This window comes from Nocardiopsis sp. M1B1 (assembly GCF_052466615.1).
On sequence record NZ_CP196194.1, the window covers coordinates 5,437,917 to 5,453,451 of the forward strand.

Genomic DNA, 15,535 nt, shown 5'->3' on the forward strand with positions numbered 1-15,535 from the left:
AAGCGCGGGACTCGGCGAAGGAGACTGATGACTGGTCAGCGCACACTGGACGGCAACCCCCGGGTGCCGAAGTACTACCAGGTGAAGAAGCAGCTCCTGGAACTGATCGAGGCGATGCCGGCGGGCAACCCGGTCCCCCCGGAGCGCGCCCTGGCGACCCAGTTCGGCACCTCGCGGACCACCGTGCGCCAGGCGCTCACCGAGATGGTGGTCGAGGGCCGTCTACTGCGCATCCAGGGCAAGGGCACCTTCGTGGCCAAGCCGAAGGTGGCACAGGTCCTGCAGCTGACCAGCTACACCCAGGAGATGCGCGCGCACGGCCTGCACCCCGCCACGCGCATCCTGGACGTGAGCTACATCAACGCCGACGACCAGCTCGCCGAGCTGCTGGCCATCCGCTCCGGCGGGCGCGTGCTGCGCATCGAGCGGCTGCGGCTGGCCAACGGCGAGCCGATGGCCGTGGAGACGGCGCACCTGGCCGCGCGGCGCTTCCCGGGCCTTCGTCGACAGCTGGACCGCTACGCGTCGCTCTACGAGGCTCTGGCGAGCGCCTACGACGTCTCCCTGGCCGAGGCGGAGGCCTCGATCGAGACCGTCCTGGCCACGCCCAACGAGGCGCGGCTGCTGGGCGTGGACGTGGGCCTGCCGCTGGTGCTGCACTGCCAGCACAGCTTCGACGGCGACGGGCACCCGGTGGAGTGGGTGCGCTCGCTCTACCGGGGCGACCGGTACAAGTTCGTCACACGCCTGCGCCCGCCCCGGGACTGACCCCCGTGCGGGCGGGCGCCGGAGCGGGGCGCTCGGCAAGCCCGCGCCCGCCCGGCCCCCCGCGGGGCCGTGACACGGCCCGCGCCCGTCCTCGGACCAGGCCGGTGGGCCCCGCCGGACGGACCCCGGGGGGTTGTTAGCTGTTGGGTCGGGAGGCGACTCGAACGCACACAAGGGCACAGGAGTGAGCCCCTACTGCTGTTGAAAGCGGTGTGTGGTGTGTTCCCCCACCCCGTTGGACGGCCCGCCGGTGAAATTCCGTCCGAGGAGTTCGCTGATTCTCCGGACAAGCGCCCCCGGTCCTGGCTACGGTCATCTCGAACACAGCGACGAAACCGGCAGGATCGGGAGGTGGGAAGGGGTGTCAGGTACCGGCATGCGGCGGTTGCGGACCCTCGCCGACCCGTTCCTGGCCCCCGCGCCGACCGGGGTGAGCGTGCGTGACCGGCTCAAGGGCCTCACCCCTGAGGACGAAGCGGTGCTGGAGGCCGTGGGCGCGCACCTGGGGTCCTCGGCCTCCACGGACCTGGCCGCCCGATGCGCGCACGGCACCGACCACGACAAGGACTCCTGGGCGGCCCGCAAACGGGAGCTGACCGCTGAGTCCTCGTCGCGGTGGGCGGGGGCGATCACTAGGGCCTCCAACGAGCAGTGGGCGCTGGCCCGCCGCAGTCAGGCCGCCCACCTGCACCGCCTCCAGGCAGGGATCGACACCCTGCGCCATCGGTTGGCCCAACCCCTCAAAACGCCGGGCGCCCGGGGCGCCCCGGGCGGGTACGCCTCACGTCAGGAGTGGCACGCCAAGTCCCGACGCCTGACCGCCCTGGAAAGTCGGCATGCCACGCAGGTGACGGACTGGGAGGCGGGGCGGGTCCCTGTGGTGCGCGGCGGCAAACGGCCGCTCAACAGCCGTCACCACCTGGAGCGGGCGCAGCTGACCGAGGAAGAGTGGCGGGCCCGGTGGGAGGCCGCCCGCTTCTTCCTGCCTGGACACCGGCCGGGGCCCTGGTCGGAGCCGGTGGTACGTGAGCGCGTCCTGGACGCATGCTCCTGTTCCGCGGGGGTCGTGGGAGGCGGCGCTGGCCTGCGGGGTGGTGGGGGTGGACGCCAACGCCGACCACCTGGCCGCCTGGGGACTCGACACCCACGGCAACCCGATCGGGAACCCACACCGGTTCGCCTTCGAGTTGTCCGGCAGCGCCTCCCACCGGGACGCGCAGGTACGCCACGCCCTGTCCCGACTGCTGCGCTGGGCCACCACACACGGTGTGCGGGCCATCGCCGTGGAGGACCTGGACTTCACCCGCGAGAAGACCCGGGAAAAGCACGGACGGCGTAAGAAGTTCCGGCAGTTGATCAGTGGTTTCCCCACCGCACGGCTGCGGTCCCGGCTGACCTCGATGGCCCACACCCTGGGGGTATCGGTCATCGCCGTGGACCCGTCGTATACATCAAAGTGGGGCGCCCAACACTGGCAAACACCCCTGACCACCACACGTAGGAAGGTCTCCCGGCACGATGCGGCCAGCATCGCGGTCGGGCGGCGCGCCCAGGGCCACCCGGTCCGGCGACGGACGGCACCGCCCCCACACCACCAGGGTGATGGTGCGGGGCATCGGACCCTCCAGGCCGCACCGGGGAGTTGTGGGCGTGAGGGAAACCGCCCACCCGTCACGGAGCGCGCACGCGATGCGCGTGGCCGGACGGAGCAGGAACGCGGTGACCCAGCCCATCCAGCACCGTTCGGGACGGGTGCAGTGCCAAAGTGACCCTCAGGGTCACTTCTGATCACTGTTCAGGAACGGTCAGAGCCGGGAGAGCACCGTGGCCAGCGCGTCCACCACGCGGGGGTCGTACTCGCTGTCGGTGTCCATGCGCAGGCGCTCCAGGACCGCCGTGCGGCGCTCGGCGTCGCCGCTGTCGCCCACGAGGTCGTCGAAGGCGTTGGCCACCTTGATGATCCGGCTGCCCAGCGGCGGGACACCCTCGTCGCCGTCCCCGGCGAGGGGCTCGCACTGGCGGCGGACCGTCTCGGCCACGTTGTCCAGGACGCCGGTCTCCCGGATGATCGCCGAACCCAGTTCGGCGATGCGCCGCTGCTCCCTGGGCGAGGCGAGCACGGTGGCGCCGCCCGCGATGGGCTCGCGCAGGGACAGCTGGCCGATGTCGTGCATCAGGGCGGCGTACTCCAGCTCCAGCAGTTCGGCCTCGGCCAGGCCCAGTTCGCAGGCGATCCCGTGCGCCAGGTGGCTGACCCGGCGCGAGTGCCCGTTCTCCACGTAGCCGCCCACCTCGGTGACCCGCGACAGCGCCCGGACCGTCTCCAGGTAGGTCCGGCGCACCTCCGCGTGGCGGCGGAAGGCCACCTGCGAGACCAGCAGCGGGGCGATGAACACCAGCAGACCGCCCAGGCCGGTCACCGTGCAGGCCAGCGCGATCAGCACGCCGCTGGAGCCGATCGCGGCGCCGGTGGCGAACTGGGCGCGCAGTTCGTCGCGGACCGCGACGGAGGCGCTGGTGCGCAGGCGCTCGGCCCGCAGCACCGCCGCCAGCAGGGAGTCCGCCGCCCAGACGAGCATGACCAGCGCCGCCATCAGCAGCGTGGCGGTGACCGAGGGGCCCGACAGGTGGAGCTGGTCGGCCAGCGGCCGGAAGGCGGTCGCCAGCGCCGCCGCGACGAGCACCCTGCGGGCCACATCCTCCACCCGGGGGCTGCGGCCCACCGCGATGTGCGGCAGCTCGCCCAGCGCCACGCCCAGGGCGACCACCGCCACCACCTGCCAGGCGGAGTGGTGCAGCGGCCCGGAGCCCAGCGACAGCAGGAACGCGTAGCTGATCGCGCCGGCCGAGGCGATGGGGGCCACCTCCCGGTGGCCCGGCAGGGTGATCCGCGCCAGCTCACCGGCCGCGACGACCAGGCAGAACGCCAGCGCCACGTGCGGTTCCACGACCCCGGTCGAGGCCGTCCACACCAGCGCGGCCAGGGCGCCCGAGCCCACCGAGCCGACCAGCGCCGCGCGCACCGGCCGGGAGGTCCGCCAGATCGGCCCGCGCGGGCGCTGGTGGTTGAGGGCGCCGCCCTCGGGGCCGCTCAGCACGGATCCGGCCGACCGGGTCCCGTCCGACTGTCTCTGCGTCATCATCGTTCACGCCCGCCCGTCACTGCCTCGGCGGAGGCCGCGGCGTCCGCGGGGGCGGCCTCGTCGGCCGCCGCCCCTGCGGAGGACGGCTCACCGGCGGCGCGCTCCTGGGCGGAGGCGTCGGCGGACACCTCCTCCGGTCCCCCGGTTCGGCCGGACTCCTCCACGGAGCGCTCGGCCGCCTCCGACCCGTAGCAGCCGCCCGGAGGCTCGGCGATGTCGGGGGTCTCCCAGCCCTCGCGTTCGACGGCGCGCACGAGCGCCTCGACCATCCTGGGGTCGAACTGGGTTCCGGCGCAGGCCCGCAGCTCGGCGACGGCGTCCTCCACCGACCACGCCCTGCGGTAGGAGCGCGTGGAGGTCAGGCAGTCGAAGACGTCGGCGACGCTGATGATGCGCGCGGACTCGGGGATCTCCATCCCCACCAGCCCCATGGGGTACCCGCGCCCGTCCAGGCGCTCGTGGTGGTGCCGGATCCCGGCCAGCGCCTCGTCCAGGAAGCTGATCTCGCGCACGATCTCGTAGCCGCGCGTGGGGTGCAGCTTGATGGCCGCGTACTCGTCGTCGGTGAGCTTGCCGGTCTTCTGCAGCACCTTGGTCGGCACTCCGAGCTTGCCGATGTCGTGCAGCATCCCGGCGTAGCGGATCTTCTGCACCCGGTCGGCGGGCATGCCCAGTTCCCGGGCGATCATGGCGGCGCCCTCGGCCACGCGCATGCAGTGGCCCCGGGTGTAGTAGTCCTTGGTCTCCACCGCCTGGCACAGGGTGGCCAGGGTGGCCTCGTGCGCGCGCGCCTCGTCCAGCTGCTGGGCGAAGGTCCAGCGCGCGATGAACAGGGGGAGCAGCACCAGCAGCGGTGCGATGAGGCCGACCCCGCCCCAGACCGCGGCGATGGCCAGGCCGAGCATCTGGTAGCCCATGGAGGAGAGCTCGACCCCCACCAGCGGACGCCAGTCGAACCGGCCCCGGGAGCCTCCGGGGCGCACGACGCCCAGGGTCCACATCAGGACGGCCACGAGCGCCGAGTTGACCAGGGAGTGGGTCAGGACGGCCGCGACGTAGGGGAGGACGATGGCCGGGAAGTCCTCCCGGCCGGGTTCTCCCACCGTTCCGCCAAGCAGAAGGTAGACGTGTCCGGCCGCGTAGGCCGCCAGTGCGAACTGTGCTCCGTTGAACGCCCTCTTGACGAGGTTCTGCTTGCGGATGACGAAGCAGGAGGCGAAACCGACCACCGCCGCCCCGACCGGTCCGACCAGGACGACGGCGGCCAGGGAGACCGCCGAACTCGGCGAGATCCCCGCCTTGACGCCCGTCAGGACCGCCGTACTGATCGACTCCGCGACCACGAAGAGAATCGCGATCAGGACCAGTGTGTGCAGATCCAGTCCCGTGTAGGGACCGATGAGCATGATGGTGACAGCACTGACAACGATGATTCCGACGTAGACACGCGCGCCCCCAGGAAGAGCCCGCACCCCCGTTCACCCCCCGCCGACGACGACCGGACTGTCATGGTTTCACCGGTTCTGTTCTACCACCAGGACCATCCACTGAAGGCGGTTACCACCCAAAGAACTCCCATCACCGCGTGAAGCATGCCGAAGAACACCGTTGTCCCCTCTCCCCCGACGCGTGCGCACCGTCTTTTTCCCCGGGCACGCCGCGTAAATTACCCCATTCGTTGGATATGGCGTCCAGTTTAACGGGCAACGACAGCGCCCCGATTACCCCCAACCCGAACTACCGTCACCGCACCCCCTCCCACTGGCACCAAGTTCCGGAATATGGAATTACGAATTCAATTAGTGGTGCGCTTCGATCACCCTGGGTAACCACACCCCCGGAGGCGGAGGTGCACGAAGATCAACCGCCTCGGCGCTTGCCCCGCCGCCCACCGACCGGAACCACCAGGCATGACTACCCCAGGTAACCAAACGAAACGGTGTCCGGATCCGGACAGAAAAAACATTCCGAGTGGGTCACGACCGGGAACGGCCCGGGCGTGCCGGGCGTGTCGGGGGAGGAGGCGGGAACACGGCCGGGAAGCGCCTGACCAAAAACCCGACAGGCACGGGGAATACGGCACGACATTCCCACAAAAGTACATAAAAGCCACACATCACTTCAGAGCGCGCTAATAACGGAACCGGGTACGAAATCCAACAAAAAGGTGGCGGAAGCTGGAATTCCAGCTTCCGCCACCAGGTGTGCCAGGTTTCGTCGGATACCGGGCTCGCTCCTGCCCGGCCCCTCAGGAGGGCGCGGTGCCCGGGCTTTCCACGCGCGCCTCCCGCGCCAACTGCTCCGTGCGTGCCCGGGCCAGGCGGCTGAGCACCTTGTCCCTCAGGTCCATCGGAACCGGATCACAGCCGCAGTGCTTGGCCACGAGCTTCTTCACCGCCTCCTCCAGCCCGTACTCGTCGAGGCAGGGCCCGCACCCGTCCAGGTGCTCGCGCACCTGTTCGTAGTTGCCCTCCTCCAGCTCCCCGTCGATGTAGGTGTAGAGCTTGGCGAGCACCTCGCTGCACGGGGTGTCGCTGTGTTCGCCGTGGCCGCCGCTCATTGCCGGTCTCCTCGATCCGAGACGTCCTGTCCCCGTCCGCGCGGGGACGTCCCCGAGGCGACCGCGCCGGCCTCGGCCGCCGCCCTCGCCGGCAGGAACCCCCGCTCCACCGCGTACTCCTCCAGCATCGACCTGAGCTGGCGGCGCCCGCGGTGCAGCCGGGACATGACCGTCCCGATGGGCGTCCCCATGATCTCGGCGACCTCCTTGTACGCGAAGCCCTCGACGTCGGCGAGGTACACCGCGATCCGGAAGTCCTCGGGCAGCTCCTGGAGCGCCCGCTTGACGTCGGTGTCGGGGAGGTGTTCGAGCGCCTCGGCCTCAGCCGACTTCAGGCCCGCCGCGGTGTGCGACGCGGCCTGCGCCAGCTGCCAGTCCTCGACGTCCTCGGTCCCCGCCTGTTTCGGTTCGCGCTGCTTCTTGCGGTAGGAGTTGATGAAGGTGTTGGTGAGGATGCGGTAGAGCCACGCCTTGAGGTTCGTTCCCTGTTTGAACTGGTGGAACGAACCGAACGCCTTGGCGAAGGTCTCCTGTACGAGATCCTCCGCGTCGGCGGGGTTACGGGTCATCCGCAGCGCCGCGGAGTAGAGCTGGTCGAGGAAGGGAAGCACGTCCCTCTCGAAGCGCTCTTCCCGTTCCTCGGCTGTCTCCTGCTCCTGGCCCTGTTCCAAGCCCGTCGGCCTCCTCGCGCTGGTCCCGGTTGGGGCGTCCATACCCCAACGATACGGTCCCATGGCACGGACCCGCGCATCGGCGCCGCGTGGCGCCGACACCGTCTCCTCGCGCTCCAGGCACGTCCCGGCTGTCGGCATGGTCTGTCGGCCCTCCCCCGCATACTCGCGTGTGGCGCACCCGGACGCTGCTGCTCCGGGCGCGGTGTAGGGGAGAACAACGCTTCGCCCGAGCTGATTCCGCGCCGCGGGGGGACGAAGGTCCCCTCCTTGGGCGAACTTTGTCGTTTACCTCCGTCACCGGAGGTGAGGCATGGCAGAGTGCGGGTAGGACACCTGGAGGATGGGAGAGGAGTGCACGTGCGACCGTCCCCGACCCCGGCCTCCGACCGCCCCCGTTCCACGGCTGCCCAGTTCGCCACTCCCGACCGCCTGTCGGACTACTGGCGGTTCTACTGGGCGGTCGCCGAGGCGCAGGTCGCCCGGTGGCTCCCCGACACCCCCTCCCTGCTGCTCGACCTCTCCGGCGCGGACTACCAGGGCGCCCCGCGCGCCGTGGCCGCCGGACACGACGTGGTGACCCTGCTGCCGTCGGTGGACGTGGCCGTGCGCCGCCCGCTGACCCTGGTGAACGGGCGCGCGGTGGTGCCCCGGCCCGCCCGGCGCGGACGGCTGCGCCACGTGGTGGGCGACTCCGCCTTCCTGCGCAGCTTCGCCCCGGACTCCTTCGACGGGGTCATCGCCGACAACCGGGTGCTGTCCCGGCACCTGGCCACCGAGGAGGCGCTGGCCCGGGTCAGCCGGGTGCTGCGCCCGGGGGGCCGCGCCCTGCTGTGCGTGGACTCGGTGGTGCTGGGCATGGCGATGCTGGCCGAGCAGGACCGCTGGCCCGAGCTGAGCCACGCGCCCAGCGCGGACGTGCTCCTGGTGCCCTGGCCGGACGGCTCCATCACGCGGTGCTTCACGGCCGAGCAGCTCACCGAGGCGCTCACCGACGCCGGTCTGGAACTGGAGTGGATCAAGCCCCGCACGGTGCTGTCCGCCTCCACGGTGGAGATGATGCTGGCGCGCGACCCGAGGTCGATGGGACGCCTGGTGGAGATGGAGCTGCGCGCCACGGAGTCCGACGACTACGTGGGCGTGCACCTGGTGGCGAGCGCGCGCAAGCCCGGCTAGGGCGCACCCGGCCGGTAGCGGAGCGGCGCCCGCCGCAAGCGCCTCAGCCCGCCCCCTCGTCGGGGGCGCGCCCGCCGCCGTGGACACCCAGAAGCAGGCGCACGGCCCGGCGCATCCGGTCGAGGTAGCGCCCGTCGTCGGGCCGGACGAACATCTGGTAGTACGCCACCCCCGCGATGAGTTCGGCGAGCGTCTCCACGTCGGTGTCCGCGGGCAGCCCTCCACGGTGCGCCTCCGCGCGCAGCCGGGCCATGAGCGGCTCCCGGCGCGGGCGGATGTACCTCTCCCAGTACACCCGGCGCAGCTCGGGGTTGCTCAGCGCCTGGATCAGCCGTGTGCGGATCAGCCGGTGGATCCGCGGGTCGTCGTCCACCGCCTCGGGGCCGAACCAGGGTTCGAGGTCGGCCAGCAGGTCTCCGGTGTCGGCGATGCGCGGCATCTCGCGCACGCTGTCCAGGGCCTCGGCGATCAGCTCCTCCCGCGAGTCCCAGCGCCGGTAGAGGGTGGCGCGGGCGACCCCGGCACGGTCGGTGATCGCCGCGACCGTCACCCGGCCCGGGTCCTCGTGCTCCAACAGGAGTTCGACCGTCGCGTCCAGCAGCACGCGCCCGGCGGCCTCCTCGCGTGGGCGTCCCGGACCGCGTGCGGGCTGCGTGGGCATGGGTTTCCTCGGTGTCTCGGTAGTCCTTCCGGGGGATCGCCCCGGGTGCTTCGTCCGGCGGCGCGGACCGTCGCGCCGCGCCGCGGGGGCCGCACGGCGCCGGGCCCGGAACCCGGGAGGGGACAGTCGCCCCCTCCCGGACCGAACCGCAGGACCCTACCGGCCCCCGGTGTCGTTCAGGCGTCCTGCACGAGGCGTCCGCGCAACCGGCGGACGACGTCCTCGTCCAGCCCGGCGGCGCGCAGCCCGCCCAGCGGGTCGCCGTGCCGCCCGGCCATGGTCCTCCAGAAGGCGCGCATGGTCTCGGCGTCGGCGCGCATCATGGGGCCGCCCAGGGCCGCGGTGTCCGTTCCCAGCCCAGCCAGCAGCGGCCCCATCAGGTGGGCCAGCCGCAGGTGGATGCCGGGCATGACGGCGTCGGTACGGGCGTAGTCCTCGGCGAGGGCCTCCTCACCGGCTTCGACCGCGCCCAGCAGCAGGGCCGCGAGGACCCCGGTGCGGTCCTTGCCCGCCGCGCAGTGGAAGGCCGCGGGCCGGTCGGTGAACGCCAGGAGGGTGAGGATGGTGGCCAGGGACGCGGCGGAGCGGTCCGCCATGTCCGCGTAGAAGGCGGCGACGCCCTCCGGGGTGGCGGGCGCGTTCGCGAGGTCGCGCCCTCCGGGCGTCAGGTCCACGCTCAACGGGATGTGGTGGTAGGCCACGGTGTGCCCGGTGACCTCCGGGTCGGCGAACGGTCCCCTGCCGGTGGCCGCGGCCTCCCCGAAGGAGCGCAGGTCGATGACGTGGCCGATGCCCCGCTCCAGGCACACGGAGCGGACGAAGTCCGGGGTGGCGGTGGCCAGGTCGTCGCTGCGGAACACCAGGCCGGGTCTGGTCCGGCCGCCGCGGACGGCGACGCCGCCCAGGTCGCGGAAGTTGACCGGGACGCTGGGCTCGACGGCAACGGGGAGGGAGGGGACATCGGTGGGAAGAGCGGGGTTCTCGGGGCTTGTGGTGCTCATGGTGCTCCTGGTTCGAAGGGCGGCCCGCCGGTGGCATGGACCGCCGACGGGCGCGGGTCAGGCGGTCAGACGGGCGCGGACGAGGGCGCTCAGGCGGTCGATCACGGTCACGAGCAGGACGATCCCGATGACGATGGCGCACAGGTGGCCGAAGTCGTACAGCCGCAGGGCGGTGGTCAGCGTGCCCTTCAGTCCGGGGGACTGCCAGGGAGAGGACAGGCGGCGCAGGTCCTCGGGGAGCTCGGCGGGCCCGCCCCTGCCCTTGGGGCCGTCGGCGGCGAAGGCCTCGGGCGCGGATGCGGTGTCCGTCGCGGACGCGGGTTCGGGGCGGCTGGTCACGCGGTACCTCCGGGGAGCGGGGCGGCGCCGCGTCGCACCGCGGGCCCGTCGTCGGTGCCGAACTCGGTGTCGGCGCCGTAGATCTCGCGCACGGCCGCCGCGTCCAGGTCGGCGGAGGCCAGGTCGGCGACCACACGGCCCTCGCGCAGGCCCACGGCGCGGTCGGTGTAGCGGCGGGCCAGGGCGACCACGTGCAGGCTGACCAGCACGGGCACACCGCGTTCGCGGGCCAGGTCGGACAGCAGCCCCAGGACGGAGCCGGCCAGGCGCGGGTCCAGGGAGGCCACCGGCTCGTCGGCGAGGATCAGTCCGGGTTCCTGCATGAGGGCGCGGGCTATGGCCACCCGCTGCTGCTGGCCGCCGGAGAGGGTGCGCGCCTGCTGGCGGGCCTGGTCGGCCAGCCCGACCCGGTCCAGGAGGGCGAGGGCGCGGACGCGCTGCTCGCGGGAGAACACCCCGATCCCGGACGCGGGACCGGCCTCGTGCAGCCCGCCGGTCAGGACGTTGGTCAGGGCGGACAGACGGGGCACCAGGTGGAAGTGCTGGAAGACGTGGCCGACGTCGGCGCGCAGGGAGCGCAGTGCCCGTCCGCGCAGCGCGGTGACCTCGCGTCCGGCCACACGCACCTCTCCGGAGGTCACGGGGGCCATGCCGGTGAGCGCCCTCATGAGGGTGGACTTGCCCGAGCCGCTGTGGCCCAGGAGTGCCACGACCTCGCCGGGGGCGACGTCGAGGTCGACCCCGTCCAGGACGGGCGCGGTGTCGTAGACGACCGTGAGGCCGCGGACACCGACGACCGGTGCCGTCGGCGGGGCCGTGCCCCGGTCGGTGCGCGGGGTCCGCGAGGCCGCGGTGGTGGCGTCGGCTGTCATCGGATGTCCTCCAGTTCGAGGCCGACGGACTCGGCGACCTCCAGCAGCGGCGCGAAGACCTCCGCGTCCGGGTCGGCGATGGCCTCACCCTCGCCCAGCAGGGTGGTGAGGGCCTCGTCCCCCTCGACCAGTTCCGGGAGCCGCTCGACGACGGCGGTGCGGGTGCGTTCGTCCAGGTCCTCGGAGAAGACGATGGTGACGCCGACCGGGATGGGGCCGCTCTCGGCCAGGACGACGACCTCCTCGGGGTCGATGACGCCCGCCTCGGTGAGGGTCCCGACGAGCATGGCCGAGGTCGCCGCGACGTCGACCCCGCCCTGGGCCAGGGCCAGGGCGGCCGAGTCGTGGCCGCCCGCGAAGGTCATCTCGTAGTCGGTCCCCGCCTCCAGGCCCTCCTCCTTGAGCAGGGCCCGGGGCATGAAATGGCCGGTGGTGGACCCGGGGTCCACGAAGGCGACCTGGCGGCCCTCGACGTCGGCGACCGTCTCGATCCCGCTGTCGGCGCGGGTGAGCAGCACGGAGGCGGGGTCGTCCGTGGCCTCCCAGACCAGGCCGACGTCCAGGCCCCCGGCCTGCTGGCCGATGGCGGTGGCGAAGGGACTGAGCAGGGCGACGTCGACGTGCCCCTGACGCAGGGCCTCGACGACTCCCATGTAGTCGGCGGGCGACTCGGTGACGATCTCGCGCCCGGTGGCCTCGGCGATGTGGTCGGAGACGGGTTCGACCTGGGCGAGCTGTTCGGGGTCGTCGGTCCCGGGCGGGAAGGCGAAGACGAGCGCCTCGTCGGCGGTGTCCCCCTCGGCGGGCGCGCAGGCGGCCAGGGCGAGGACGGAGAGGGCGGTCAGTGCGGTGAGGGCTGGACGGGGGTGGCGGTGCATACCGTCGCTCCTTGGCGGAGGCAGGAATGTGACGCCTCCGAGGCAACAGGGGATTCGTGAACCGGCGGTTTCGATACCGGCGGTGCACTAATTGCCGTCAGGTGAACGCTGATGCTCGCCGCCGCGGACGGAAAAGCCCAGGTCGTACGGGGAGGAAAACCCCGGTGGAGCGGGGGTGACACGGGGGTGGCCGGTCACCGACCCCGCGGTCGGCGCCCCTCGGAGCGACCGCCGCGGGCCGTCCTCCGCCGACGGGGGCGCACGGGAGGGGGCGGGAACGCCGCCGCGCCCCCGCCCCCTCCCTCGCCGCGCCGCCCCTAGGCAGTGTTTTTTTGGACCTCCGCTCCGCTTCGGTCCGTGTCCGGGCGCCCGGAGAACGGGAACCTTCGGCGCCTACGACGGGTTCGCTCGTGCCCACCCGTCACCCACCACCACCCTCAAACGACGCCTACGGCGCAGTTCCCCCACGGAAACCCGTCTCCGGCACCTCCAGAACCCCGTGGGCGCCCGAACCGACCCCCACAAGCTGAGACCGGTTCAAAAAACAGACCCTAGTCGGCCAGGGGCAGGTAGACCCGCTTACCCTGCTCTGCGAACTCCGCTGACTTGTCGGCCATGCCCTTCTCGATGGCGGCCACCGTCTCCAGCCCGTTCTCCTCCGCGTACCTGCGCACGTCCTGCGTGATCTTCATGGAGCAGAACTTCGGCCCGCACATGGAGCAGAAGTGCGCGGTCTTGGCCGGTTCGGCGGGCAGGGTCTGGTCGTGGAAGGACTGCGCGGTCTCGGGGTCCAGGGCCAGGTGGAACTGGTCCTGCCAGCGGAACTCGAACCGCGCCTTGGACAGCTCGTCGTCCCACTCCTGCGCCCTGGGGTGGCCCTTGGCCAGGTCGGCGGCGTGCGCGGCGAGCTTGTAGGTGATCACGCCGGTCTTGACGTCGTTCCGGTCGGGCAGCCCCAGGTGCTCCTTGGGGGTGACGTAGCACAGCATCGCCGTACCGAGCCAGCCGATCTGCGCGGCGCCGATCGCGGAGGTGATGTGGTCGTAGCCGGGCGCGACGTCGGTGGCCAGGGGGCCGAGCGTGTAGAACGGCGCCTCGCCGCACAGCTCCTCCTCCAGGCGCACGTTCTCCGCGATCTTGTGCATCGGCACGTGCCCGGGCCCCTCGATCATCACCTGCACGTCGTGCGCGCGGGCGATGTGGGTGAGTTCGCCCAGGGTGCGCAGCTCGGCGAACTGGGCCTCGTCGTTGGCGTCGGCGATCGACCCCGGCCGCAGCCCGTCGCCGAGGGAGAAGGTGACGTCGTACTCCCGGAGGATCTCGCACAGCTCCTCGTAGTGGGTGTACAGGAAGCTCTCCCGGTGGTGGGCCAGGCACCAGGCCGCCATGATCGAGCCGCCGCGCGAGACGATGCCGGTGACCCGGCGGGCGGTGAGCGGCACGTAGCGCAGCAGCACGCCCGCGTGGACGGTCATGTAGTCCACGCCCTGCTCGCACTGCTCGATGACGGTGTCGCGGTAGACCTCCCAGCTCAGCGCGGCCGGGTCGCCGTTGACCTTCTCCAGGGCCTGGTAGATGGGCACGGTCCCGATCGGGACGGGCGAGTTGCGCAGGATGCGCTCGCGGGTCTCGTGGATGCGCTTGCCGGTGGACAGGTCCATGACGGTGTCGGCCCCCCAGCGGGTGGCCCACACCATCTTCTCCACCTCCTCGGGGACGGAGGAGGTGACGGCGGAGTTGCCGATGTTGGCGTTGATCTTGACCAGAAAGTTCTTGCCGATGATCATCGGCTCGGACTCGGGGTGGCACCGGTTGGCGGGGATGACCGCCCGGCCCACGGCCACCTCCCGGCGGACGAACTCGGGCTCCACGCCCTCCCGGGCGGCCACGAACCGCATCTCGGGGGTGATGGTCCCGGCCTTGGCGTGGGCCAGCTGGGTGGTCGCGCCGCCGGAGGGGACGGGCGCGTGGGCCCACCCCCCGCGGGTGGGGGCCAGGCCCCGGTGGACGTCGATGTGCGCGGTGTCGTCGGTGTACGGGCCTGAGGTGTCGTACAGGTCGAAGTGGCTGCCGTTGCTGAGTTCCACCCGGCGCTGCGGGACGCGGAGGGTGTGCCCCTCGGGGGTGGCGACCTCCCGGTAGACCTTGCGTGATCCCATGATGGGACCGGTGGTCACCCGGTGGTCGGCGGTGGAACTGACGTCGCGGCCTTCGAGAGCCGTCATGGCATGCCTCCCTACGTCGGAATTACCCGAACAGGTTCTGCGGTCGGCGACACCGTTGAGTCGCCCTCTCAGCCCGCCATGGCGCGAGCTCCCGCGTTGCGTATGAAGATGTGGGGACGCCTGGGGCGCCCCGGGCACGCGGGACCGGGGCGGTCCCCGGCCCGTGTGGCCCCCGACACTGTATCCGGCCGCGGAGCGGGACTGTCCACCCTCCCCGGGATACAAAAGTGTCCCCCGCGCGCCACTTCCGGCGGCGCGGACGGACGGGAGCCGCAGGGCGGGGCTGTCCGGTGCCCCGGGGTCAGGGAACCGTCCTCCCGGCGGCGCGGACGGCACGGGTCCGTGCCGCTCTCCCCCGGGTCAGAAGAGCGTCTGCGGCTCGTCTCCCCCAGGTTCGGAGAGCGGTTCGAGCAGGTCGGGGCGGTTGTTCTTGATGCTGTTGACGTCGGTGGAGACCTCGTCCACGTCGAAGCGGTCGGCCGGGGTGTCCTGGAGCAGGTGGGCCAGCTCGTCGGCCCCGGTCGCCGGGTCCAGCCAGGCCGCCCAGTCCTCGGGGGGCACGACGACGGGCATGCGCTCGTGGATGTGGGCGAGCTCGGGGGCGGCCTCGGTGGTGACGACGGCGCAGCTCCACACCCACGCGGCGGGGTCGTCCTCGGCCACCTCCGGGTCGCGCCAGCGCTCGAAGATCCCCGCCATGGCCAGGGGCCGGTCGTCGGGGTAGTGGATGGAGTAGGGCTTCTTGTCCGCCTTGGCCTTGCGCTTCTTGTGGTGGGGATCGGTGACCGGCGAGGTGCTGGCCTGCACGGTCCCGTCCCTGCCGATCAGCTGCCACTCGTAGTAGGCGTCGGCGGGCAGCAGGCAGCGGCGGCGCCGGAAGGCCGTGCGGAAGGCGGGCTTGTCGGCGATGGTCTCGCTGCGGGCGTTGATCATCCGGTAGCCGATGTTGCGGTCCTTGGCCCAGGAGGGCACCAGGCCCCAGCGCATGGTGTGCAGGGAGCGGGGCCCCGGCTCCCCCCGGTCCTCGGCCTGCGGGGGCGGGCCGAGCACGGCGTACACCGGCCTGCCCGGCGAGATGTTGTAGTCCGGGTCCAGCTCCTCCAGCGGCGGCCACGCCCGGGGATCGGTCTCCTCGGGAAGGGCCTGCTCGGGCAGGCCGAAGGCGAGCTGCAACTGGTGCACGTTCCTGGACTGGGCATAACGACCGCACATGGGTGTGATCCTACGGTCGAAACAGCTCC

The 15,535-nt window shown here is 72.0% G+C and carries 14 protein-coding genes; 3 read left to right on the plus strand and 11 right to left on the minus strand.

Features of this window, described 5'->3' with window-relative positions:
* The first annotated feature begins 27 nt into the window (after positions 1–27).
* Both ACSTA4_RS23530 and ACSTA4_RS23535 read left to right on the plus strand, forming a co-directional pair.
* A complete protein-coding gene (locus ACSTA4_RS23530; protein ID WP_013154702.1) occupies positions 28–768 on the plus strand; it encodes a GntR family transcriptional regulator in 741 nt (246 codons plus the stop codon).
* Positions 769–2,051: 1,283 nt separating this feature from the next.
* Entirely contained in the window at positions 2,052–2,537 is a 486-nt protein-coding gene (locus ACSTA4_RS23535; protein WP_444964255.1) for an IS200/IS605 family accessory protein TnpB-related protein, read from the plus strand.
* Between the two features lie 36 nt (positions 2,538–2,573).
* Here ACSTA4_RS23535 and ACSTA4_RS23540 read toward each other — a convergent pair whose 3' ends face one another.
* The 4 genes from ACSTA4_RS23540 to ACSTA4_RS23555 all read right to left on the minus strand — a co-directional run bounded on the left by ACSTA4_RS23540 (position 2,574) and on the right by ACSTA4_RS23555 (position 7,184).
* Positions 2,574–3,908, minus strand: a complete 1,335-nt coding sequence (locus tag ACSTA4_RS23540; protein ID WP_444961054.1) for an HD-GYP domain-containing protein — start codon at positions 3,906–3,908, stop codon at positions 2,574–2,576.
* Positions 3,908–5,317, minus strand: coding sequence for an HD-GYP domain-containing protein (locus tag ACSTA4_RS23545; protein ID WP_444961055.1), 1,410 nt, complete (start codon positions 5,315–5,317; stop codon positions 3,908–3,910). Before ACSTA4_RS23545 ends, ACSTA4_RS23540 begins: the two co-directional genes overlap by 1 nt.
* A gap of 842 nt (positions 5,318–6,159) precedes the next feature.
* Positions 6,160–6,471 carry a mycothiol system anti-sigma-R factor gene (rsrA, locus tag ACSTA4_RS23550; protein ID WP_248771833.1) on the minus strand — a complete coding sequence of 104 codons (312 nt, stop codon included), beginning with the start codon at positions 6,469–6,471 and terminating at the stop codon, positions 6,160–6,162.
* The gene (locus ACSTA4_RS23555; RefSeq protein ID WP_047869444.1) at positions 6,468–7,184 is read right to left on the minus strand and encodes a sigma-70 family RNA polymerase sigma factor; all 717 of its coding nucleotides are present in this window, start codon (positions 7,182–7,184) and stop codon (positions 6,468–6,470) included. The genes rsrA and ACSTA4_RS23555 overlap by 4 nt, the downstream gene beginning before the upstream one ends.
* A gap of 312 nt (positions 7,185–7,496) precedes the next feature.
* Between ACSTA4_RS23555 and ACSTA4_RS23560 the strand changes: the two genes are divergently transcribed.
* Positions 7,497–8,318: a methyltransferase domain-containing protein gene (locus ACSTA4_RS23560; RefSeq protein ID WP_444961056.1), complete on the plus strand. Its 822-nt coding sequence runs from the start codon at positions 7,497–7,499 to the stop codon at positions 8,316–8,318.
* 43 nt (positions 8,319–8,361) lie between these two features.
* On the opposite strand, the gene ACSTA4_RS23565 is transcribed toward ACSTA4_RS23560, so the two are convergent.
* From ACSTA4_RS23565 to ACSTA4_RS23595, 7 genes are all read right to left on the minus strand, one after another.
* The gene (locus ACSTA4_RS23565; RefSeq protein WP_444961057.1) at positions 8,362–8,979 is read right to left on the minus strand and encodes a TetR/AcrR family transcriptional regulator; all 618 of its coding nucleotides are present in this window, start codon (positions 8,977–8,979) and stop codon (positions 8,362–8,364) included.
* A gap of 176 nt (positions 8,980–9,155) precedes the next feature.
* Complete coding sequence (locus tag ACSTA4_RS23570) at positions 9,156–9,980, minus strand: tyrosine-protein phosphatase (protein ID WP_444961058.1); 825 nt, start codon at positions 9,978–9,980, stop codon at positions 9,156–9,158.
* Between the two features lie 57 nt (positions 9,981–10,037).
* Positions 10,038–10,319 (minus strand): hypothetical protein, encoded by a 282-nt coding sequence (locus tag ACSTA4_RS23575; protein ID WP_444961059.1) that lies wholly within the window; start codon positions 10,317–10,319, stop codon positions 10,038–10,040.
* Entirely contained in the window at positions 10,316–11,191 is an 876-nt protein-coding gene (locus ACSTA4_RS23580; RefSeq protein WP_444961060.1) for a phosphonate ABC transporter ATP-binding protein, read from the minus strand. Before ACSTA4_RS23580 ends, ACSTA4_RS23575 begins: the two co-directional genes overlap by 4 nt.
* Positions 11,188–12,069 (minus strand): phosphate/phosphite/phosphonate ABC transporter substrate-binding protein, encoded by an 882-nt coding sequence (locus ACSTA4_RS23585; protein ID WP_444961061.1) that lies wholly within the window; start codon positions 12,067–12,069, stop codon positions 11,188–11,190. Before ACSTA4_RS23585 ends, ACSTA4_RS23580 begins: the two co-directional genes overlap by 4 nt.
* 551 nt (positions 12,070–12,620) lie before the next feature.
* On the minus strand, positions 12,621–14,294 hold the full coding sequence (thiC, locus tag ACSTA4_RS23590) for a phosphomethylpyrimidine synthase ThiC (RefSeq protein WP_444961062.1): 1,674 nt from the start codon (positions 14,292–14,294) through the stop codon (positions 12,621–12,623).
* A gap of 360 nt (positions 14,295–14,654) precedes the next feature.
* Entirely contained in the window at positions 14,655–15,506 is an 852-nt protein-coding gene (locus tag ACSTA4_RS23595; RefSeq protein WP_444961063.1) for an SOS response-associated peptidase, read from the minus strand.
* Positions 15,507–15,535: the final 29 nt, after the last annotated feature.